Origin of the sequence: Nostoc favosum CHAB5714, assembly GCF_020829495.1 — a bacterium.
Lineage (GTDB): Bacteria > Cyanobacteriota > Cyanobacteriia > Cyanobacteriales > Nostocaceae > Nostoc > Nostoc favosum.
In genome coordinates this window covers 1-21,837 of sequence record NZ_JAIVFQ010000079.1, presented here as the reverse complement: position 1 = coordinate 21,837, position 21,837 = coordinate 1, and the positions used below count along the sequence as shown (strand labels likewise).

18 protein-coding genes are annotated in these 21,837 nt (G+C 42.2%); 6 read left to right on the top strand and 12 right to left on the bottom strand.

The window, feature by feature from the left end:
• The first annotated feature begins 382 nt into the window (after window positions 1-382).
• Complete coding sequence (gene glgX / locus LC586_RS30750; RefSeq protein ID WP_229489140.1) at window positions 383-2,509, top strand: glycogen debranching protein GlgX; 2,127 nt, start codon at window positions 383-385, stop codon at window positions 2,507-2,509.
• Between the two features lie 278 nt (window positions 2,510-2,787).
• Entirely contained in the window at window positions 2,788-3,063 is a 276-nt protein-coding gene (locus LC586_RS30745; RefSeq protein WP_229489138.1) for a hypothetical protein, read from the top strand.
• 391 nt (window positions 3,064-3,454) lie between these two features.
• Here LC586_RS30745 and LC586_RS30740 read toward each other — a convergent pair whose 3' ends face one another.
• Together LC586_RS30740 and LC586_RS30735 are read right to left on the bottom strand one after the other, a co-directional pair.
• Window positions 3,455-4,273, bottom strand: a complete 819-nt coding sequence (locus tag LC586_RS30740; RefSeq protein WP_229489137.1) for an SDR family NAD(P)-dependent oxidoreductase — start codon at window positions 4,271-4,273, stop codon at window positions 3,455-3,457.
• Window positions 4,274-4,430: 157 nt separating this feature from the next.
• A complete protein-coding gene (locus LC586_RS30735; protein ID WP_229489135.1) occupies window positions 4,431-4,613 on the bottom strand; it encodes a hypothetical protein in 183 nt (60 codons plus the stop codon).
• Between the two features lie 720 nt (window positions 4,614-5,333).
• On the opposite strand from LC586_RS30735, the gene LC586_RS30730 reads away from it, so the two are divergent.
• Window positions 5,334-6,035 carry a DUF547 domain-containing protein gene (locus tag LC586_RS30730; protein WP_229489132.1) on the top strand — a complete coding sequence of 234 codons (702 nt, stop codon included), beginning with the start codon at window positions 5,334-5,336 and terminating at the stop codon, window positions 6,033-6,035.
• Here LC586_RS30730 and LC586_RS30725 read toward each other — a convergent pair.
• Window positions 6,020-6,775: a TIGR04283 family arsenosugar biosynthesis glycosyltransferase gene (locus LC586_RS30725; protein WP_229489130.1), complete on the bottom strand. Its 756-nt coding sequence runs from the start codon at window positions 6,773-6,775 to the stop codon at window positions 6,020-6,022. The two genes, LC586_RS30730 and LC586_RS30725, sit on opposite strands and share 16 nt — an antisense overlap.
• A 32-nt stretch (window positions 6,776-6,807) precedes the next feature.
• The gene (locus tag LC586_RS30720; RefSeq protein WP_229489128.1) at window positions 6,808-7,989 is read right to left on the bottom strand and encodes an acyltransferase family protein; all 1,182 of its coding nucleotides are present in this window, start codon (window positions 7,987-7,989) and stop codon (window positions 6,808-6,810) included.
• Window positions 7,990-8,121: 132 nt separating this feature from the next.
• Here LC586_RS30720 and LC586_RS30715 point away from each other — a divergent pair, with 132 nt between their 5' ends.
• Window positions 8,122-9,195, top strand: coding sequence for an NAD(P)H-dependent oxidoreductase (locus tag LC586_RS30715; protein WP_229489127.1), 1,074 nt, complete (start codon window positions 8,122-8,124; stop codon window positions 9,193-9,195).
• 9 nt (window positions 9,196-9,204) lie between these two features.
• Here LC586_RS30715 and LC586_RS30710 read toward each other — a convergent pair whose 3' ends face one another.
• A complete protein-coding gene (locus LC586_RS30710) occupies window positions 9,205-9,666 on the bottom strand; it encodes a rhodanese-like domain-containing protein (RefSeq protein WP_229489125.1) in 462 nt (153 codons plus the stop codon).
• Between the two features lie 369 nt (window positions 9,667-10,035).
• On the opposite strand from LC586_RS30710, the gene LC586_RS30705 reads away from it, so the two are divergent.
• On the top strand, window positions 10,036-10,431 hold the full coding sequence (locus tag LC586_RS30705) for a hypothetical protein (protein ID WP_229489124.1): 396 nt from the start codon (window positions 10,036-10,038) through the stop codon (window positions 10,429-10,431).
• A gap of 72 nt (window positions 10,432-10,503) precedes the next feature.
• Here LC586_RS30705 and LC586_RS30700 read toward each other — a convergent pair whose 3' ends face one another.
• From LC586_RS30700 to LC586_RS30675, 6 genes are all read right to left on the bottom strand, one after another.
• Complete coding sequence (locus LC586_RS30700; protein ID WP_229489122.1) at window positions 10,504-11,508, bottom strand: transaldolase; 1,005 nt, start codon at window positions 11,506-11,508, stop codon at window positions 10,504-10,506.
• A gap of 255 nt (window positions 11,509-11,763) precedes the next feature.
• Window positions 11,764-13,194 (bottom strand): pyruvate kinase, encoded by a 1,431-nt coding sequence (gene pyk, locus LC586_RS30695; protein WP_229489120.1) that lies wholly within the window; start codon window positions 13,192-13,194, stop codon window positions 11,764-11,766.
• 381 nt (window positions 13,195-13,575) lie between these two features.
• On the bottom strand, window positions 13,576-14,619 hold the full coding sequence (gene gap, locus LC586_RS30690) for a type I glyceraldehyde-3-phosphate dehydrogenase (RefSeq protein WP_229489118.1): 1,044 nt from the start codon (window positions 14,617-14,619) through the stop codon (window positions 13,576-13,578).
• A gap of 371 nt (window positions 14,620-14,990) precedes the next feature.
• Complete coding sequence (locus LC586_RS30685) at window positions 14,991-16,034, bottom strand: DUF2891 domain-containing protein (RefSeq protein WP_229489115.1); 1,044 nt, start codon at window positions 16,032-16,034, stop codon at window positions 14,991-14,993.
• A gap of 493 nt (window positions 16,035-16,527) precedes the next feature.
• A complete protein-coding gene (locus LC586_RS30680) occupies window positions 16,528-18,114 on the bottom strand; it encodes a B12-binding domain-containing radical SAM protein (RefSeq protein WP_229489113.1) in 1,587 nt (528 codons plus the stop codon).
• A 469-nt stretch (window positions 18,115-18,583) separates the two neighbouring features.
• Window positions 18,584-19,567: a CHAD domain-containing protein gene (locus tag LC586_RS30675; protein WP_229489110.1), complete on the bottom strand. Its 984-nt coding sequence runs from the start codon at window positions 19,565-19,567 to the stop codon at window positions 18,584-18,586.
• Window positions 19,568-19,847: 280 nt separating this feature from the next.
• On the opposite strand from LC586_RS30675, the gene LC586_RS30670 reads away from it, so the two are divergent.
• Complete coding sequence (locus LC586_RS30670; protein WP_229489105.1) at window positions 19,848-20,915, top strand: DUF3616 domain-containing protein; 1,068 nt, start codon at window positions 19,848-19,850, stop codon at window positions 20,913-20,915.
• 16 nt (window positions 20,916-20,931) lie between these two features.
• Here the strand turns inward: LC586_RS30670 and LC586_RS30665 are convergent, their stop codons facing one another.
• Entirely contained in the window at window positions 20,932-21,336 is a 405-nt protein-coding gene (locus LC586_RS30665) for an NIL domain-containing protein (protein ID WP_109009783.1), read from the bottom strand.
• Window positions 21,337-21,837: the final 501 nt, after the last annotated feature.

Below are 21,837 nucleotides of genomic sequence, written 5' to 3'. Positions count from 1 at the left end.
TAGTTTCACAAAAGATGTTTTAAGTAAATATACACGTTGGTATAAATAAATTTATTCACTTTGGTAGATATAGATATTTGTTATTTTTTGTAAATTAATTAAGCTGAAAAAATTTGCAAATAAACTTGTTAATAGATTTATGAGTCTAGTAGTAACAAGGACGATCCCAATATTTTTAGTGAAAAATATAAAATTTTAATTAATGCCTCAAACTGAAATAAGTTCTTTTTATCCACTTTTAAAAATTTTGAAGGAGAAAATAGTAATATTTAGTTAATTCAAATTTATTAGCCTGAACCTTTAAATTGACTTATAAAAATTACTATTAAACACATCTTCAAATTTGTTACTAACACTAAAATTAGCTTTTGGTACTTCACTTATGTATATAGCTGTATGGCCTGGAAATGTATATCCCTTGGGTGCTACTTGGGATGGGAAAGGCACTAACTTTGCTTTGTTTTCCGAAAATGCAACAGGTGTAGAACTTTGTTTATTTGATGCTGATAATCATGAAATTCGCTTGCCTTTAACAGAAAAAAATAATTTTGTTTGGCACGCTTATCTACCAGGAGTAGGGCCTGGACAACGCTATGGGTTTAGAGTACATGGCCCTTGGGCCCCAGAACTTGGTCATCGCTTTAACCCTAATAAACTACTAATTGATCCCTATGCTAAGGCAATTGATGGGGAAATTAGTGATAGTCCAGCTAATTTTGGTTACTCTTTAGATGCACCAGAACAAGACCTAGCTTTTTCTGATTTAGATAATGCCGAAATTATGCCAAAGTGTATTGTTGTCGATCAGTCTTTTGATTGGGGAGACGACAAACTACTTTCTATACCCTGGCACGAAACCATTATTTATGAAACTCACGTTAGAGGCTTTACTAAGCTACACCCAGAAATTCCAGAAGAATTGCGTGGTACTTATGCAGGGTTAGCACATCCAGCCGCAATTCAATATCTCCAACAACTAGGAATCACATCTGTAGAATTGATGCCTGTGCATCACTTTTTATCTTCTCCAGGATTTCTGGTGGCTAAAGGACTCAAAAACTATTGGGGTTACGATTCCATTAATTATTTGACACCCTACTCCGGTTACAGTGCTAGTGGCTCACTCGGACAGCAAGTCACCGAGTTTAAGCAGATGGTCAAGAACTTACACTCTGCTGGCATTGAAGTAATTTTAGATGTAGTTTATAACCACACTGGCGAAGGCAATCATTTAGGGCCAACATTGTCACTGCGAGGCATCGATAATGCCGTGTACTATCGCTTGGTCAAAGATAATTCCCGTTACTACATGGACTTCACCGGCTGCGGCAACTCTCTGAATGTGCGTCATGCCCAAGTTTTGAAGTTAATCATGGATAGCCTGCGCTATTGGGTAACAGAAATGCATGTTGATGGCTTCCGCTTTGACTTAGCTTCGGCATTAGCGCGAGAACTATATGAAGTAGATAATCTCGCAGCTTTTTTTGATATTATTCATCAAGATCCAGTTCTGGCAGATGTGAAGCTGATTGCTGAACCTTGGGATTTGGGAGAAGGCGGTTATCAAGTTGGCAATTTTCCTTTACGTTGGTCTGAATGGAATGGCAGATATCGTGATACTGTCCGGGATTTTTGGCGTGGTGAGGATGATAGCCTCGGACAATTTGCTTATTGTTTTACTGGCAGCCCTGACCTTTACCAAGCAAACGGGCGTAATCCCAGTGCCAGTATTAATTTCGTCACTGCTCATGATGGCTTTACGCTCAATGATTTGGTCAGCTACAACGAAAAGCATAATCAGGCCAACGGCGAAGATAGCCGGGATGGGGAAAGCCATAACCGCTCTTGGAATTGCGGTGTAGAAGGAGAAACTGATGACCCAGACGTAATCCGCTTACGGGAACGTCAGCGACGCAACTTTTTAGCAACTCTAATGCTGTCTCAAGGCGTACCCATGCTACTAGCAGGAGATGAAATTGGTTGCACTCAGAAGGGTAACAACAATGCCTACTGCCAAGATAATGAAATTTCCTGGCGTGATTGGAGTTTACAAAAGTCTAATTCCGAACTCCTAGATTTTAGCCGCGAACTCATTTATTTTCGTCATCAGCATCCAGTATTTCGGCGGCGTAAGTGGTTTCAAGGTCGTCCTATTCACGGTTTTGGGATCAGTGATATTGGTTGGTTTAATGACGATGGCAGCGAAATGACTGAAAAGCAGTGGCTAGTTAGTTATGCCAAAGCTATGGAAATTTTCTTGAATGGCGAGGGCATTGTTACTCCTGGCCCCCGTGGTGAACGGATTATTGATGAGAGCTTTCTGCTATTTTTTAATGCTCACTACGAAACGATTGAGTTTGCCTTACCTAATGTTTTTAAGGATAGGGAATGGGAAATAGTTATTGACACCAAGGAACCTCGTTTCATTAGCCCAGGAAAATTGATTATGGGTGAGCAAACTGTACCAGTTACAGACCGTTCTATCATGGTGTTACGTCGTCTTGCTTAGTAGCACAAAAATCTCAAGAGTTATAGCGGTTCTCAGTTGGGTGCAATAAATATAGTAGTCCGATTTGATTCGTGAAAAATATAGATAATACCGTTTCTTTGTGAAGCTGCATATTTTACCCCCCGGCTATGCCGTCCCCTCTTGCCAAGGGGGGACTACAGGAGGGTTTTATTATGTACATCATAGATTTCTAGTAAGGGCATGACATTGCCATGCCCCTACGAACGTATTTGTATCATTAGACCTCTTGCAAAAGTCTATCCCCTTTTCCACATCCCGTGAAAAGTCAGGTTGAGCGTACGCATTTGCTTGTTGAGCGTACGCATTTGCTTGTTGAGCGTACGCATTTGCTTGTTGAGCGTACGCATTTGCTTGTTGAGCAACAGCATTTGCTTGTTGAGCGTACGCATTTGCTTGTTGAGCGTACGCATTTGCTTGTTGAGCGACAGCATTTGCTTGTTGAGCAACAGCATTTGCTTGTTGAGCAACAGCATTTACTTGTTGAGCAACAGCATTTACTTGTTGAGCAACAGCATTTGCTTGTTTGGAAGTAGGTACGGTACCAATACTGCGTAGGTTTTGAATATTTATAGGTTGGGTTGGGGCAATGTGTTACCCAACAAACCCCGCAAAATGTTGGGTTTCGTTCCTTAACCCAACCTACGCATTTTTATTTTTTAGGCAAAACCTACGCAGTATTGACAAGCGTCCCATCTACATCCAAAATTACGCCCTGATATGCCATTGAGAAATTTCCAGCTTACTTTAAGCTTCTACACTACTGGAAAGTTGTTGCCATAACCTCTACCTCGGTTGTTACTTCCAATGGTAGAGTCAGCCCCTTTGGGAAAGTCAAAAGTCAAAAGTCAAAAGTCAAAAATTTTGAACCCCATAAATAAATTTAGTTGCTCTGTACCTTTTTATTTCTGGTCACTGTAAATGTGACTAACTTCGTTCTTCCATGCCGAAGAGACGCCGAAAAGCTGACTGCATCAAATTAGGAGACAAGTGATAAATTGCTTTCCAAAAGTTTGTTGTGCCTACCATGACATCAGAACGCTGATCCTTTACTGCTTCCCAAATTGATTTTGCTACATCTTCAGGCTTTTCTAGTACAGGAGTTTGAATTGCTTTACCTACTAACTCAGAACGCGCCTGAGCCGTTTCCTCGTTCTTACCGCGAAAGATTGCCCGTTCCATCAGTTGAGTACTGATAAAACTAGGATAAATTCCGCTAACGTGAATGCCTTTAGGTGATAACTCTGCGTGTAACGATTTTGTCAATCCAGTTATGGCGTACTTAGTGGTTGTGTAAGGAATGTGATAAGGAATCGGTTCTATACCACCAATAGAACTGACATTAACAATGGTTCCTTTGCGACGTTCTAAGAAATGGGGCAGGATGGCATTAATAGTATGGATGTAGCCCCACAAATTGGTATCAATTATTTGATGCCAATCATCTAAGCTAAAATCCTCGACGGGCCCTAAGCAAAAGATACCTGCATTATTAATTAATACGTCTATGTGACCGAAATGATCTATTGCCTTCTGGATCAGGTTGTTCACTTGTAAAGGATCTTTCACATCGCAAGAAATAGCGATCGCTTCTTGTCCAAGTTCCCGTATCTGTGCAGCAGTAGCTTCTAAACGGTCAAGTTGACGAGCCGCCAACACAACATTATAGTTGTGACGTGCAAATAATAATGCTGTAGCTTTGCCAATTCCTTGAGATGCGCCTGTAATAATTACTGTATTTGTCATAATATCAGTTGCTTTTTTTGTGCGTTTTAGAGGTTGTTTTAAAAATGGTACTTGAGGTATCCAAAACTTGAAATCCTCCTTTTTAAGGAGGACTTTGAGAAACTTATATTCCAATACGCTTGGGTTAAGGCTGAAACCCTTTGTGAAATCAATTTTTTTAATGAACCACAGAGGCGCAGAGAACACAGAGAGGTACAAGGGAATTTGCAGGTACGTCTAATCCTGTATTCAAAAGTGTGCCAGCTTTAAAAGTGCGTACACCTATTGTTACATCTTCATTTATAGGAATTCGGAGATTCGTTGTATGTTTACCGCCAAGTTTAGCGATCGCCTGACCCACGGTTATCAGTTATCATATTAATCGGGCCGTTCAGCGCTCCAACTACATCAGTTTGCCGCATTGATATTTTCCATTCCAGTCAATCCTTTTGTAATTCCATTAGTTAATACTGAGATATCTAAAGTTGTAACCCAAAAGAAAGTTTTTATAATCTATCAGAAGTTTCAGCGTTAAATTAAGCTTTGTACACCTAGAGTGAGAAATTAAGATATTAGCCCTGCTGAATTTTGGACTGCATAATCGTAGTATTTTTCCTTGGTATCAGTAATTACATATAAACTTAATTTGGGCGATTATTCATATATGCCATCAAATACTCCATAGTCAGAGGCAAATGTTTCGTGACAGAAGTAGCTTTTAGAAAAGCAGATAACAAAGTTCCCAGCCTCTAGCTACACTCTATATTTAGAGGCTTTCTCATAATTGAAGAGGTACTTAAAATAAAAATGAATAAATTACGAACTTTGCTGTTGGTGTCTTGATAAAAATACTAGTAAAAAGAGAAAATAAAGTTACGCTCAGACAAAGTTTTCCTAAAACCAGTCAAAAAAATCATCTAGACTTAATTTGCTATTGACTTTATAATGTATACCAATCCTAAATCATTCGTGAAAGATAAAATCACTGAGAAGGTTAAAAACACCTACTTTTAACTCCCCTATTTTCTCAATTTGGATTGTTATAATTAAAAACAACGGTTAATATATCAACACAGCGATAATGATTGATTTTGAACCTTGGGACAGATTATTGCGTCAGTATGTTGATCAACAGGGTCGTGTAGACTATGTTGCTTGGAAAAAAGAGCAACCTCAAGCAATTGCAGATTGGTTATCTAGCGAAAAAAATCTGGCTTTTAAATCTAATAGCAACAGTCTCGAACAATTGGCATTGTGGATCAACCTTTACAATGCGTTCACCATTTCGACAATTTTGGAGAGATACCCCATAGAATCGATTCGACCGCGAATTTTAGGGATTCCCAACTGGCTAGCATTTTTGTGGTTCTTCCAACGTCGCGCTTATTATATCTTTGGGGAAAGTTACAGTTTAGCTGAAATTGAGAACTCTATTTTAAGGGATAAATTGCAGGAGCCACGAATTCATTTTGCGATCGTTTGTGCTTCGGTTGGTTGTCCTTTACTACGTTCGGGAGCTTACTTTCCTGAGCAAGTAAGTCAGCAATTAGATGAAGATGCACGTCGTTTCATAAATAACCCTGAAAAAGTCCGTTATGACATGGAGAGCAAAACACTTTACTGTAATAAAATCTTGAAGTGGTATCGTCAAGATTTTTTAAAGGTTGCACCCTCCATTCCCGAATACATTCGCTCATACTTGAAAACAGACTATCCCCTTAATGCCTCAACGCGGATATCCTATCTTCACTATGATTGGAGCTTAAATCAGCGAATATCTTGATAAAACTGTTTGAGATAATTTGCATCAACGCCAATCCCCCACAAAAAGCCAATATAAAGGTAAATTGCAGTTGCTTTGAAGCTACCCCATTTAGCTACGCGACGATCTGAGGAATGAACAATACGATTTACCAGATAAATACGTCCTTTTTTAACTAACTTCAGGCATAAATCTCCATCCTCCATAATTGGTAATGACTCATCAAATCCGCCACAATCCCAAAAATCAATCCGACGACAGAACATTACCTGATCTCCAAACAACAGACGCAATCCTCGAAAAAATAGGTGAGGCTTAAATAACAGTGGTGCGTAATAGGTTTTTAGATAATTATGTAGAGAGATACCCCAACGAGTTGTTTGAGATCCTGACATCAGAGAAATGAACCCCCCACAAGCAACGCTAGGCTCTGCCAGGGTCTTGTTGATGACGGTGATTAGATCATCTGGAATCCAAGTATCTGCATGAAGAAAGCAAAGAATATCTCCAGTTGCTGCTAATGCTCCATAGTTCATTTGAATAGAACGCCCTGGCTGTTGAGATGAAAGAATTTGTCCATTCAAAGTTTGATTAAATGACTCAAAAATTTGCTTTGCAACTGTCACTGTCTGATCTTGGCTGCCACCATCTACCACTATCACCTCAGAAGCAGGAGGATTAAGTAAAGTTAGTTGGCGCAATGTCCGCCCTAAGTTAGTTGCTTCATTTAAAGTAGGAATGATAATCGAAACTTGAGACATACCGATTTAGGAGTTTTATCGTTATCTTTATTTTACTTGTTGATGTTGATCGGCTTTAGCCCAAAGATAAATCGGGCAATGTTGAGACGTTTTATCAACATTTCATACAAAGCATTTGTCACTAAAACGGTTGCTGTACTAATAATTAGAAATTTTGCTACTATGCCTAAATTCCATTGCACTACATAAAAAGATATCGCTACCAAAACTGTCTGATGCAGCAAAAAAACTGGATAAGCCGCAAGAGTTGTATATTGCAGGATACTATTAGTAAATGATAGATATTGCTGACTTAGCCCAAGTATGGTAGTTACCCAACACCAAGAATTGAAGCCTCGCAACATTTGGTAAAGAATATATTCCCCAGAATAGCCACGTAGAGGAAGTACCTCAGTTACCTGTATTCCAAAGATAATGGACATGGTAACTATTGCCATAAATGACACGAGCTTTTGATATTGGGCAATTGCTAGTCTAAATCCGGTATCAGAACACATAATAAAGCCATAGACAAAGTAACAAAGGTACAGCAACAAATTTGCCCAGTCATCATAAAGATTTTGAAAACCAAACCATTTGGGGCGGAATGCACCTTCAATCATAGCCAATGGTAGAGCAGGCAAGAAGATAACTCCTGGCTGTTTCATGAAAGTTGCAATAGTAGAATACCAGTGCTGACCGATCTGTTGCTTGAAGAACAATAACAGAGGGAGACTAATAACAGATATTACAAATAGGTAGATCACAAACCATAGGTGCGCCCATTCAAAATTACCTTGAGGACGAATCCCGTTAAAAAACTGTGGGTAAAACTGTAAATAGGAACCGATATCTGCATTATGTGTAAGAAGTTTGTAATAGACTTGAGGAGGAACTAACACCAGCGTGCCAAATATGAAGGGGATCAATAGTCGCTTAAAGCGCTCATTCACATACTGCATCGGTGTTCGCAACTGAAGAGAAAACCAAGAGGCAGCCCCAGAAATTAAAAAAAACAATGGCATGTGCCACTGATGAACAAAAAAAATAAACCATCCAAGGGCAGGGCTTAGTAAGTTATTTTTAATATAAAAATCGCCTAACTCACCTTGGTAAAAAACTGCGGCAGCGTGAAAATAAATTAACAATAGCACCGCCAATACTCTTAACCAATCAAGGTCATAGTGTCTTTGTTGGTGATTGTTCGTTATATCTAAATCAGATTTTAAATTCATTTATTTGCCTGAGCTTAAACAAAATACTACTGCTTTCAAAGTTCGATGTTACAGTTTATTACCAAAGATGGATTTTAGATATCTGGATAATTCGGTTGAATATAAAATAACAGATCCTATTGGGGCAAGCTCATGAAACCAAACGATGAAAACGGCAAACTTCTACCCCAGCAGCGCCCCTTTCGTGTGCTAATCATTTCTGGCTCAAATCGTCGCCAATACAACTGCCCTGGTGTTGACTCCAAATCACGTACCTTAATGCTACGTATGGCAGAACGCTTGCCCCAGGATTGGGAAATTGACTATGAAGATTTGGGCAATGTATTCACCCGTGCCAGAATTCAAAGCTGTAATGCCTGTGCCTCTACTTCGATGGCGCTTTGTGTCTGGCCATGCAACTGTTACGAACCGAACAATAAAGCTGAACCAGATTTGATGTGGGATTTGGATATTTACTCACGCTTAGACCTAGCAGATGCCTGGGCTATAATCGGCCCAATCAACTGGTATGCTCCTAGTAGCAACCTAAAACTGATGTTTGACCGATTAGTGTGCATGAACGGTGGTAATCCCCAGGAAGATTTGATTGGACACAAAGACCCAGAAAAAGCAATGGTGTTGGAACATTCACCTGAGTGGGAACAGTTGAGTCTAAATCACTTAGAAGGGCGTACCGTGGGTTTTTTCTGCTACGGCGATGGTGGAGGGGATGAAATGGGTGAAGATGAACGTCCTCGCCTATTGAAACATAAACAATATTTCGACCCAGAGCAGGAGCCATTTGACAATGAGCGAAATGCCTACGCGCCTCTAGTTTGGCAAAGTCGCTATAGCGGCATTGAAGTTCCCGATCACCTTTGGCGTTATGCTCAAATTGGTCACGGGAAAAAGTACAGCGATAACCAAGCTGAAAACATACCCTCTGAGCCAAATTTTTATCAAGAATTTGATGTTTGGACGGATGCGTTTACAGAATTTGTCCATCAAAAAGGAAAAGTGCAGCCCAATAAGTACCGTGCTTATGGATATAAAGCACCAGGACACAAGTTGGCAGACCTGAAGCTGCTATGGCGCAATACTCAAATGCAACTGGGTATTCCCCCCAAAGATTCTTCTGTCGCACAGCAGCAAAAAGCTGGACTTAATCATGATGTCAGGTTGGATATGAAGAAGGGAGAAGGAGAGATATTGCGTGAAAAACAGTAAAATTCAACTTTACTGCTCCTGAGCATGGAAACTAGCTTTCAGCAGTTTTCCCCAGATTGCATTGTAAGGATGTACAACCTGTGTAGGTTGGTCGTCTTTAAAAATGAGCCTTCCTTCATTTGCCCACTGAAAAATCCCACCGCTCAAGTTATAAATGCACTTCATCCCAACTTTATCAAGTTGCTGGGCTAATTTGGCGCTACGGTAGCCAACGGCGCAGTACACGACAATTGGTCTATCTTTTGAAACTGTTGAAAGTGCTGCTAAGTCAGGTGTAAGAGCGTCTATCTGCGCTGCTGTTTCAATATGGCTCACCGCATACTCTATCTGACTTCGCGCATCTAGCACTAATGGCCGCGGCTTTGCAGAATCTAATAGCAATTGAGCTAATTCTTTGGTTGTAATTTCTTTAACATTAGAAAACTGCAATCTAATCAGAAGTTTAAGAAAGTTAAAGGTAAGTGATGGCACTTGTAAAAATACTCTCTCGTTTTTATAGATAATTTTAAGTGTCAATCAAGCTATATAGCGGTTCTCGTTTATGTGAGGTACACCCGTAGGGGCACGGGATGCCGTGCCCCTACAGCTTGCGATATAATGTTGTACCGCATCTGAGTGGGAACCGCTATAACTGTACTTAAAGCATTGAGAAAAATTACATTTTCTTAGACATCGCTATTTATTTACACAGTTTGATGCAATTTACCATTATCCATAAGGCTGAAATTTAAATATAGGATTTCATACTAAATTAAGTTTAAAAAAAATGGTTGAGCGATAATTTCTTGACTTTAAGGTGTTTAATAAAGTTATTACCGAAAGTCTAGTAGAAGCAAAAACATGAAAGGTTTCAAGAAGTTATCTTCAATAGCGCTATTGCTATGTGCCTTTGTGTATCCGCCCTCATTAGCTGAAGCGAAGGATATTTCTCTAAGTAATGCTCGCAATGAACAAAGCGCTGCACCAGAGGCTAACTTAGTTGGAGATAAAACTGGAGAGCTTTTAATTGCTCAACGGCGGTCAGGACGATACCAAATTATTCGACGTCGGCAGCCTTTCGGACGATACCGAATTATTCGACGCCGACAGCCTTACGGACGATACCAAATTATTCGACGCCGACAGCCTTACGGACGATACCAAATTATTCGACCACGGCAGCAGTTTAGGCAACGGCAGATTATCCAGCGAGGGCAGCCTTACGGACGATACCAGATTATCCGCCGTCGTTATTGATGAGGACTGATGCAACTAACTAATGGTTAGTGGTTGGTGATTCAACCACTAACCACTAACTATGGTTACGTTCTAATGAGCTGCTACTACCTCTGTTTCAAGGCGAACTAGTCGGTCTGCTAAAAGTTTCTCAAGGTCTTCTAGTGCCTTGGTGAAACCTTTGATGCCCTCATCTAGTTTGTCGGTTGCCATGCGGTCTGCGGCGTGCATCTTGTCGTATGTAGCTTTGTCAATGGATATCTTTTCAATTTCCAAGTTTGCTGCCTTTGCAGGATCGAGTTTGCGTGGCAGTTCTCCAACAGTTGCTTGCAATTCAGCCAAAAGGGATGGCGAAATAGTTAGCAAATCACTACCTGCAAGTTCAGTAATTTCACCAATGTTACGGAAGCTAGCTCCCATAACTTCGGTTTTATAGCCGAATTTCTTGTAGTAGTTGTAGATTTTGGTGACGGACAAAACTCCTGGATCTTCGGCTGCTGGGTAGCTATCGCGTCCGGTATCTTTTTTGTACCAGTCAAGAATCCGACCGACGAAGGGAGAAATTAGGGTAATGCCGGCTTCTGCACAGGCGATCGCTTGGTGAAGACCAAACAACAAGGTAAGGTTACAGTGAATACCTTCTTTTTCGAGAATTTCCGCAGCGCGAATACCTTCCCAAGTGCTGGCGATTTTAATTAAGACGCGATCGCGGCCAATTCCGGCAGCTTTATACTGAGCAATTAAGTCCCGTGCCTTAGTAAGGGTAGCTTCGGTATCGTAGGACAAACGAGCATCCACTTCCGTAGACACGCGACCGGGAATGATTTGCAAAATCTTTAATCCAAAGGCAACTGCCAAACGATCAAAAGCTAGAGAAACTATCTGTGCTTGGGTGGCTCCGGCTCCAGCATCTTTCTTCGCTTGGAGTAAAGTTTGATCGACAATTCCCTGATATTCTGGCATTTGTGCCGCAGCAGTAATCAGCGAAGGATTGGTGGTAGCGTCTTGGGGTTTGAACTTTTCAATTGCCTGGATATCCCCTGTATCTGCGACCACAACAGTCACTTGTCGCAATTGTTCCAGTAAATTCTTAGACATAAAATACTCCGTGATGTTTGTTTAGGATTTACTTATTCCCCACCAAATTAGTGCTGAGTGCTGAGTGCTGAGTGCTGAGTGCTGAGTGCTGAGTTAGGAGTTAGGAGTTAGGAGTTATTATTCTGCTCCTTGCCTTCCTAGTCCGCACTCCCTACTCCCCACTCCCTAGTTCCTCCAATTCTGATTCTGGCAATTTTTCTTAATCATTGCCCAATTTTGCTTACTATCTTCAGCCACAGCCCTATTCTAAGTGCCTTATGCAGAAATTGGCTGTCCAATGGAATGCACTTTGATTAAACTAGTTGTTCCTGATTTACCAATTGGAACACCAGAGGTAATTACTACTTTATCGCCCTTATTGGCTAAACCCATGTCTACAACTGTGTTCACCACATTGGTAAACATCTCTTCGGCATTGTGGACTGGTGGGATCAGTAAAGCTTCCACACCCCAAGAAAGGGCTAGTTGGCGATAAGCGGTGATGTCAGAGGTAAGGGCAATAATGGGAGAAGTAGGCCGATATTTAGACACCATTCTCGCTGTACTTCCTGATGAAGTGTTACAGAGAATTGCCCGTGAGCCTGTTTCATAAGCGATGCGACACACAGATTCTGCCACAGATTCGGTAACGCTGAGACTGCCTGCCTCATGACACCAAGCATGTCTGCTACCCTCATCTAGAGCCTGTTCTGTCCGCACGGCGATATTGTGCATCATCTCGACGGCGGCGATGGGATATTGTCCGACAGCTGTTTCACCAGAAAGCATTACTGCATCCGTACCATCTAAGATGGAGTTGGCAACATCGGTGGCTTCGGCGCGGGTGGGGTCAGGGGCGCTAATCATCGACTCTAGCATTTGGGTGGCTGTAATCACCGGTTTGCCAGCACGATTGCAACGGCGAATAATATCTTTTTGAATTAAGGGGACTTCGTGAATTGGCACTTCTACCCCTAAATCGCCACGGGCAATCATAATCGCGTCAGCAACGTTCAAAATGGAGTCAAAATTCTCTACTGCTTCTGCTCTTTCGATTTTGGCAATTAAGCGAATGGAAGCACCAGCAGCTTCAATCATGCGCTTGGCGGGTTCTAAGTCTTGTGGCGATCGCACGAAGGACACCGCTACCCAGTCTACACCCAACTGAATCCCGAAGCGCAGATCCAGCAAGTCTTTTTCAGTAATGGAACTAACAGGTAAAGGAGTTTGTGGTAGGTTTACTCCTTTGTGTGTAGAAATTAACCCGCCAATTTTTACTTGTGCGCGAATGCGATCGGCATCACGAGCGGTAACAATCAACTTGACGCGACCATCATTAATCAAAATTGGTTCGCCTGGTCGCACCATTGCGAACAAAGTCGGTAATGGTAGGGGTAGTTCGTCGATAGTCTCACCCTTTTCTTGCAAAACAAAGGTGACTTCAGTACCAGCTTCTAAATTTAACCCTTCCGGTGGTAAAGTTCCCAAGCGAATCTTGGGGCCACACAAGTCTTGCATAATTGCGATCGGCTTTTGCTGCTCAGTACTAATTTGCCTGAGATAGTGAGCAGTTTGGGCGTGGAATTCATAAGCGCCGTGGGAAAAATTCAGCCGCGCCACATTCATTCCAGCTTTTACTAAGGCTTGCAGCTTTTCAGGTGCAGATGTAGCCGGCCCAACAGTACAAATGATTTTGGTTCGACGCATAGGGATTAGGGGTTGAGGAGTAACCTGCAAATTTGGATGGTTTATACCAATTCGTAATTCGTAATTCGTAATGGGCTACGCCCCGCTACGCTAACGTAATTCGTAATTAAGAGACTTCAGATTTTATTTGGGTTTCCCGGTTTAAATCTTTAGTCTTCTTTTGCAGAATTGGTATTATGCGGGTGGGTAGACGTAGATCGTCGTAGACATTGGACAAACCATCCAAATTAACATGTGCTTTATATCACTGATTTTGTAAGTAAAGATACTAAATAGCGTTTTGTTTTCACGGTATTTACCATTTGACCCAAATCCCAAAAGTCAAGGGTCAAAAGTCAAAAGTTAATGACCAATGACCAATGACAAGTGACTAATGACCAATCAAACCACAGCAACTGTCGGGGCGAGTTTTTCCTTTTGTGACATAGACAACATCAGGTCAATCACACGATTCGAGTAGCCCCACTCGTTGTCATACCAGGCAATTACCTTAAAGAAGTTGGAATTCAACTCAATTCCAGCACCTGCGTCGAAGATACTGGAATGGGTATCGCCTTGAAAATCTGTGGAAACTACTTCTTCATCTGTGTAACCCAGGATACCTGCTAGTGAACCTGCGGCAGCCTCCTTCATGGCAGCACAGATTTCCTTGTAACTGGTGGCTTTAGCAGTTTTGAAAGTTAAATCAACTACAGAGACATCGGGAGTCGGAACTCGCAAAGCCATACCAGTCAGCCTACCCTTTAATTCTGGTAAAACCAACGCTACGGCTTTAGCTGCGCCTGTGGAAGAGGGAATAATATTCTGGCTTGCACCTCGACCACCCCGCCAGTCTTTCTTGCTGGGGCCGTCTACAGTTGGCTGAGTAGCAGTCATGGCATGAACTGTCGTCATCAACCCTTCGGTCAACCCAAAGTTGTCATTGATGACCTTAGCTATGGGAGCTAGACAGTTTGTAGTGCAGCTAGCATTGGAGACAATGATATCCTTGGTGGAGTCAAATAGGTGATGATTTACACCCATGAGCAGGGTAGTAACTCTATCTGGATCTTTAGTGGGAGCGGAAATTACCACTCGCTTTGCACCTGCCTTCAGGTGGTTTGCGGCTCCTTCGTAGTCAGTGAATAGTCCGGTAGCTTCCACTACATAATCTGCACCTAATTTTCCCCAAGGCAACTCTGCTGGGTTCCTCACCGACACGCAAGGGATGAAGTGCCCGTCAATGAGGATACCATCTTCCTTGGCCTCAACCTTGTGCTTTAATTTGCCGTGGGTTGAGTCGTACTTTAATAGGTAAGCGAGATTATCTGGTGGTACTAGGTCATTAATGCCTATAAATTCAATGTTGGGGTTATCGATGCCAGCGCGAAGCACAAGTCGCCCGATTCGACCGAAGCCATTGATACCAACCTTCAATTTAGTCAAGATTAAACCTACCCTTGTGGAAAGTTGAACAAAAGGAGAAAGTTAAAAGTCAAAATAGATTGCCTTTTACTCTTTACTCTTTGATCCTGACAGTATCAGTCAGCTAAGACATATTTACTTGGCATATTTTAAGGATTGGGGTATTGGGCATGGGGATTGGGCATGGGGCATTGGGAATGGGGATTAAGAAAACCCAGATTTAACACTTTGATAGGTTGTTATACCATTTCTTTGTAAGGCTGCGCCAAACCCTTTTAACTTCTTTCTTTCTTTGTGTCCTTTGCGTCCTTTGCGGTTCGTTTTTCTTCCTTATACTTAAATATGGTTTAGCGCATCTTCATACAGAATTGGTATTAGATCGCCCAGACTGTTTAAATAGTTTGCCCTTGCAATCCACGATTCGTTAGGAGGTAAACAGCAAAAGTTCCTACCCAGTGACTAGCTGCATAATGTTCACTTACAATATCTGCTAGTCCATGCTGACGATGGTGAAGGGCAGCAGAGCGAAGTGTTTCTATGCGGCGATCGCTATTTGCCAATCCAGAAATGATACCCTCAAGCATCCAAGCACGACTGAGATTAAGACCCCAGAAGTGGGATTGCATATAATCTTTAGGATTATCTACTCCGGGTGGTTCTAACCAATTTGCTGAAGTCTCAATGGGTATTTGTGGAAGAAAATCGGTCAGCCAGTCAGTGAAAGCAGTTGTTGGGAGAACTCGCCGCATGAGGTCTGCTTCAGCAAGGCCAGGAGAAAGAAAATCGTAGCCAAGCGGCTCGAATTGTAAGGAGTAGTTGCGATCGCTCAGATAGAATTGCCGTGCCTTGTTCTCCACTAACTGAGTAAAATCAGTATTTTCGGTAATCCTTGCCCAATCTAGCATCAAACCAAGTGCAAAAGCTGTTTGGTTATGCATCCCTGTGCGATTTGGGAGTTTCAGTCCGTCAATCCAGCGCTGTAAATTACCTGCAATCAACTTTTCTAGCGGTTCCAATACAATCCGCCATTCTTTCGCTTGAGCATGATTCCACTCGTGAAGTTCCGCAGCCAGTTGCAGAAGCCATGCCACACCATAAGGAAATTCAAAAAACGGTAGCCGTTGGAAATGAGCAATTTCTCCTTGAATCTTCTCAGGTGTTAGACTCTGCTCAAGTGCTTGCTTTGACGCTGCATTGAAGGAGGCTTCAGGAAAGTGACGCATAAGACGTACCAGCAACCAGTGACCATGTACGGCTGAATGCCAATCTAAGCAGCCATAAAAAGCAGGAGTCAATTCACGCGGTGGTTTGATATCCTCGTCGCTATCAGCCCAATACAGACCACTGTGGGGATACTCCCGCCCGATACAATCCAGCACCAATTGAGCAAATTGTGCCGCAGTCGTTTCATTTATCTCCAAATTATCGGGTGGCATGTTCAAAAAGAGGAAAAGGGACAGGGGGCAGGGGGCAGGGAGCAGGGGGAGCAGGGGAGGCAGGGGAGGCAGGGGGAGAAAAAAAGGGTTATAGCAGTCGCCAAAGCCGTTAGGACAGTTTGCGGGAAACGCATCTTCAACAGCGTACTTTGTGATTTTATTGCTGTCCTAAGCTCCCTGTCCGTTGCTATAACTGAACCGTATTGATATATAAATGTATTGCAATACTACTAGGACTTACGCAAAAACCCTCTCAAACTCTCATTCCTCCGTGACGCGCCAGTTGCTAAAGAGCGGGAACGCGCTTGAGCGAACAAGTCTCTTAACCGCAAGGGCGCACTGGCTTCTCTGCGCCTAATAAGGTAGCCGCAGGGCTTGCCGATGCAGCGTCTACGTTTTCCGTTACTCGTGCGTAAGTCCTAGTATTGTAAGGGGGCGCATTAACAAGGCGGCCGACGCATTCACATTGCAAGGTATTGCGAAATTTAATTCGCTACGAATTAACCATCACTTGCGCTTCAGGTTTTACCCTAGCTTCTGCTTCCAGAAATTCAGCCACTTGAGCCTCAATTTCATGCCGGACAATTTGGCGATACTCCAAGAAATGCTCAATTTGGGCACAAACAGCTAAGTAGCTACTCACCCCACCCGGATTATGCTCATACATGTTCCACAAGTTGCGCCAGAATTGCCAGCGCGTCTGACGACGTACACCCTGCCGCCAGCAAATAATCAGAAATGCTCGGAGTACTTTCCAGTTCAATGGTTTCTTAGCAGCTTTGCCCTTTTTCGGGTAGGTTGCTTCGCCCAAAAGCCGGAAATGTTTGTATGTACGCTCCAAAAACCGCTCTGGCTCATACAAATCACAGAACGCCTGCACATATTCACCAGCGATGTCTTCTAACGGTCGAGTTGGGACAAAATTCATCAACGTGGTTTGGTTGATGTTGGCAGATTTATTGCGGAGTCGTCCTTCCTTTTCTAATCTATGCCAAAGCGCTGTATCTGGAAGCGCTTGCAACATACTAAATAAAGCCGTGGGAATTGCTGTTTGCTCGACAAACTTGACAATTCGTGCGCCGGCTCCAACTTTCTCACCATCAAACCCAATGATAAAGCCTGCCATGACTCGCAACCCTGAGCGGGTAATCCTATTCACCGCCTCACTGAGTGAGTCTCTGGTATTCTGGTATTTTTGAGTGAAAGTGAGACTTTCTTCGTCGGGGGTTTCAATTCCCAGAAAAACGGCTCCAAAATTACACGCTACCATCAAATCCATCAGTTCTTGATCTTGGGCTAAATCAACTGAAGCCTCTGTGGCAAAGGAAAAGGGATAGTTATGTTCTACCATCCAGGGCAGAAGAGACTTCAAAAATAATTTGACATTGCGTTTATTACCGATGAAGTTGTCATCCACCATAAAAATACTGCGTCGCCAACCCAGTTTGTAGAGATAATCTAGTTCTGCTAATATTTGTTCTGGGTTTTTGGTGCGGGGTTTGCGACCATATAGCACAATAATGTCGCAGAATTCACACTGGAAGGGACATCCACGCGAAAATTGCACCGACATCTCCGCGTAGGCTTCAAATTCTAGCAAGTCAAAGCGAGGAGTTGGAGTGTTGGTAACATCTGGTTTTTCACCACCAGAGCGAAAAATGCCTGTGTGATCGCCCCGTGCGATCGCTGCTACAAATAAGGGTAGGGTAATTTCCCCTTCGTCCAATATCAAGTAATCTGCTCCGGCGGATGTCATTTCATCTGGTAGCGCTGTCGGGAAAGGGCCACCCACAGCTACCCGTTTACCTCTTTGTTTTGCTTCTAATATCTGAGAGAGCAAATCCTCTTTTTGCACAATCATCGCCGACATAATAACCAAATCTGCCCAAGCCCATTCTGCTTCGGTACAGACGCGAACATTTCGATCTACTAGCTTATACTCCCATTCTTGAGGTAATATTGCGGCTACAGTTACCAAGCCTAAAGGCGGTAGCATTGCTTTACGGTCTAATAAAGCCAGTGTTTTTTCAAAAGACCAAAAACTTTTTGGAAAACGGGGGTATAGAAGTAAAACATTCATATTTGACGCTTATAAACCTTCATCTTAGCTGCTGGTTGAATTTACATACAACTTAGCCACTCTGACAACACATTAGAGCAGCCTTTGTATCCAGTAGCTGTAACCTCTACTATGACTGATTTAGACAAAGCAATATTTTTTAAGCGCAATTATTACTGCTTTTAGACTAAAGAGGACTCAAAATTGCTCAAGAGTACGAGGAGTGCGATGTCTACGACGGTCACTGAGCGGCTGGTGAGCGGCTTGCCCTGAGCGTAGCCGAAGGGAGTCGAACCATGTCGAAGTGCGGGCAACTCTTGGAGAGACTACGCCAACGCCTACGCAATTTCCGAAAATCTTCAAACATAGATAGTTAAAAGATTTACCCAGAAAGACTAGAAATTGTGGGACGGTTATAAACCAATACAGTTCAGAATGAGCAACAAAACCCAGATGTAGAGACGCGATTTATCGCGTCTTGAAAGACCAATTATCTGATTACTCCTGAAAGCGGGTGCAGTATTGTTAAATGAAAGCTATGCTTAGTTTCAGCTTTCAGATACCGTTCTTGTAAGGGTTGCCACTTCTGCCACGACTGGTAGCGATTTTCAGTTAACAGAGTAGCAAGGGTAGGCAGTTCAGTCTGGATTTCTGACTTGAAGACATCTGTAAGCCAGTCAGTTAAGACAGCACTATCTTGCATCGTACCCAAAATTTCTTGGATATTTTTCACTTCTGTAAGATAAGCTGCGTAAGATTCACCATATAAGTCAGTAAATAACTCCATCTGGTAGCGTATACGTTTAGCTTCTTTTCGCAAACTGTGAATAATTTCACCTTCTGTGGTCAATTGTTTTTCTATTTTTTCTGGTTTCCAGTTTTTCTGGATTATCACTTCTGATTCCACAAATTGCGTGCCAACTAGCCAACCCGGATGCAGTAAGAAGTTACTAACTTCTGGTAAAAGTAAATCTGGTAGTACCTGCTGAATAGTAAAAGATGCCAAAGGTTGATAATTAGGTTTCTCTAACCACTTGTCTAATGCATCTTTTAGAGACTTGTAAGATTCATCTTTTAACGTTTTCTGTACACTTGATAGTACATCTTCACGTTGTTTAGCTATAGCGTTGAAAGCTGTTTGTAGAGATTCCTGCTCTTTGCAGGGTAAGTTTGGTTTGTAATTGTTTTCTAAACTTTCTTTGAGTACGTCTAAATCTCTCAGACTACCAAGACGACGGGCTATTTTACCAATATTTTTATCGTTGACTGGTTTCGGCACATCCACCGCTAGCCCAAAGCTAGTTACAGATGTCCGTAAGCGACGCATTCCCACTCGCATTTGGTGCAACGCTTCTGGATCTTCATCTTTCTTCACTGATTTTTCCCACTTCAAGGTTTTCTTAAAGTGTTTTTCAATCGCTTGGTAGGCGTAGTCCCCTAGAGTTTTTACCGTGGGTTGTGTGGCTAGTTTCATAATTGTTCTTAAATGACGATTACCTCATGAGGTTATTGAATAATAACATTAGTTAAAAATTTGTATCTACTTTTTGATATTTTTTATTCAATGGATATTGTCAAGTATGCTGATGAGCATTAATACTAGCATCCTCTTAGAGAAATATCCAATATCTATCAAAGGTCTAAAGAGCAGATTCACCCTGGCGATTTTATATGTACGATAGCTTCTAAAAATATTTAGCATGATATTAAATCATTTATTATGATAGCATTATTAATCTTTCTGCAATCAAAAAATGTCAAACTCAAATTTGCTCAATCAAGTTTTATTGACTTTTGTAGATAATTTTAAAGAACATAGAGAAGACTTATCAGCACTGCTGCTAACACACCAAAAATATTTATGGCTGGGGTCAGATGAAACCTCAACTATTGAACGTCTCTCTTTGGTTGATACTGATAAATTTACAGATCATCAACAATTTAGGGTAGCAGAATTTATCAATTTACCTGCACCAGAAGACCAAGAAATCGACATAGAAGGGCTTGCTTATACAGATTATTACTTATGGTTTGTTGGTTCTCATAGCTACAAACGTAAAAAACCTAAGCCTGATAAAACCGATGCACAAAACTTTAAAAGGCTGGCAAAAATTGAATCAGAACCCAACCGTTACCTTTTAGGACGGATTCCTTTGATAGACGGTAAGTTCTTCTCATCTTGCCCACACCCCGAAAATCCAGATGTGCAATTGAATGCCGCTAAACTAGAGGTGACGAACCAGGGTAATTTGCTTCTTACTGCTTTAGCAGATGACCCTCATTTAGGCTTATTTATCAAGGCAGCAATTGCCGGAAAAGATAACGGCTTTGATATTGAAGGAATAGGCATTTATCAAAACCGCATTTTTCTGGGTTTGCGTGGCCCTGTATTGCGGGGTTGGGCTGTAGTGCTGGAAATTGAGTTAGAAGATTCTAGCCCTGGAATTCTGAAACTACGGCAAATTGGAGAAGCGAAGGAGTTATATAAAAAGCATTTTATCTGGTTGAATGGTTTGGGAATTCGGGATTTGTGTGTAGATGGAAATGATTTGTTGATTTTAGCTGGGCCAACGATGGATTTAGATGGGCCCGTGCAAGTTTATCGCTGGATAAATGGCGTTAACTTGCGAGAAAATGTCTTCAGCAATCCAGATTTTGTACAAGATATTCCCTATGGAAATCGGGAAGATCATGCTGAGGGAATGACGCTGTTTCAGGATGTAGCTGGCATACCTTCGCTATTGGTAGTTTATGACTCTCCAGCAACAACTAGACTGGTGGGTGATAGTGGTGTACTAGGGGATGTGTTTAAGCTGGGATAATATGAATTTTGGATTGTTAAAGGTTAGTGGAGATTGCTTGTACAGGGCAGGTGGGGATACACTGTTCGCAGACGATACAACGCGATCGCGTGAATGTGAGCTTGTATGTCTCTGGGTGGAGGGTGAGGGCTTCGGTAGGACAAACCCCAGTACACAAGCCACAGTGGACACACACATCCTCGTCGATCGCAATTTCGCCTAAGGTATGAGAAACATTAACATGGCGCGATCGCATCCACTCGATCGCCGCATCTAATTGATCGATATCTCCCGATAGTTCCACTACCAGTTTGCCAATTTGATTTGGGGCAACTTGGGCACGGATAATATTGGCGGCAACGTTGAACTCTTTGGCCAGTACGTAAGTGACTGGCATTTGTACGGCGCGTTTCGGGAAGGTAAGCGTTACTCTTTTTTTCACAGGTTTAGCAGAGGGTTTTTTCTGTTGTAGCGTATTCACCGAAGAGGCTCTTGTGCAGGGAGCGCTTTGCTGGGGGAAAAATTTTGAAATTCCCCTGCCTTCATGGTTTCAGAGGCAATAAATTTATTTATGGGGTTCTCTCCCCAACAAGAACTGCCCCTTTTCCTCTTTTATAGACCTCTTGCATGAATCAAAAATAAAGAACCCCACCCCGCATTTGAGTAAACTTACGCTCCCCTCCCGAAGAGCTCTTAGGGGTTGGGGGTGGGGTGTTAGGGACTTTTGCAAGAGGTTCAATGACTTGAAAGATTATTACTTTAGCTAGAGGATGTAGCGAGTAGGAAATGGTGTGGTTTAATTACTTCAAAAGTACTCAATACCTTTGCCAAAATAAGAGCATGAAGAGGTAGGGCGCTTTGTAGTAGAGTTATTGTCTCTCACAACGACAACTCAAAAACTACAAGCCACCCATGCCAGACATCTTATCACTCTTACAATGCT

Bases quoted from the DNA above. Each gene is read 5' to 3' on its own strand.
- glgX (WP_229489140.1), top strand. From the start codon at position 383: ATGTATATAGCTGTATGGCCTGGAAATGTATATCCCTTGGGTGCTACT.
- LC586_RS30740 (WP_229489137.1), bottom strand. From the start codon at position 4,273: ATGACAAATACAGTAATTATTACAGGCGCATCTCAAGGAATTGGCAAA.
- LC586_RS30730 (WP_229489132.1), top strand. From the start codon at position 5,334: ATGATTGATTTTGAACCTTGGGACAGATTATTGCGTCAGTATGTTGAT.
- LC586_RS30725 (WP_229489130.1), bottom strand. From the start codon at position 6,775: ATGTCTCAAGTTTCGATTATCATTCCTACTTTAAATGAAGCAACTAAC.
- LC586_RS30720 (WP_229489128.1), bottom strand. From the start codon at position 7,989: ATGAATTTAAAATCTGATTTAGATATAACGAACAATCACCAACAAAGA.
- LC586_RS30715 (WP_229489127.1), top strand. From the start codon at position 8,122: ATGAAACCAAACGATGAAAACGGCAAACTTCTACCCCAGCAGCGCCCC.
- LC586_RS30705 (WP_229489124.1), top strand. From the start codon at position 10,036: ATGAAAGGTTTCAAGAAGTTATCTTCAATAGCGCTATTGCTATGTGCC.
- LC586_RS30700 (WP_229489122.1), bottom strand. From the start codon at position 11,508: ATGTCTAAGAATTTACTGGAACAATTGCGACAAGTGACTGTTGTGGTC.
- pyk (WP_229489120.1), bottom strand. From the start codon at position 13,194: ATGCGTCGAACCAAAATCATTTGTACTGTTGGGCCGGCTACATCTGCA.
- LC586_RS30685 (WP_229489115.1), bottom strand. From the start codon at position 16,034: ATGCCACCCGATAATTTGGAGATAAATGAAACGACTGCGGCACAATTT.
- LC586_RS30680 (WP_229489113.1), bottom strand. From the start codon at position 18,114: ATGAATGTTTTACTTCTATACCCCCGTTTTCCAAAAAGTTTTTGGTCT.
- LC586_RS30675 (WP_229489110.1), bottom strand. From the start codon at position 19,567: ATGAAACTAGCCACACAACCCACGGTAAAAACTCTAGGGGACTACGCC.
- LC586_RS30670 (WP_229489105.1), top strand. From the start codon at position 19,848: ATGTCAAACTCAAATTTGCTCAATCAAGTTTTATTGACTTTTGTAGAT.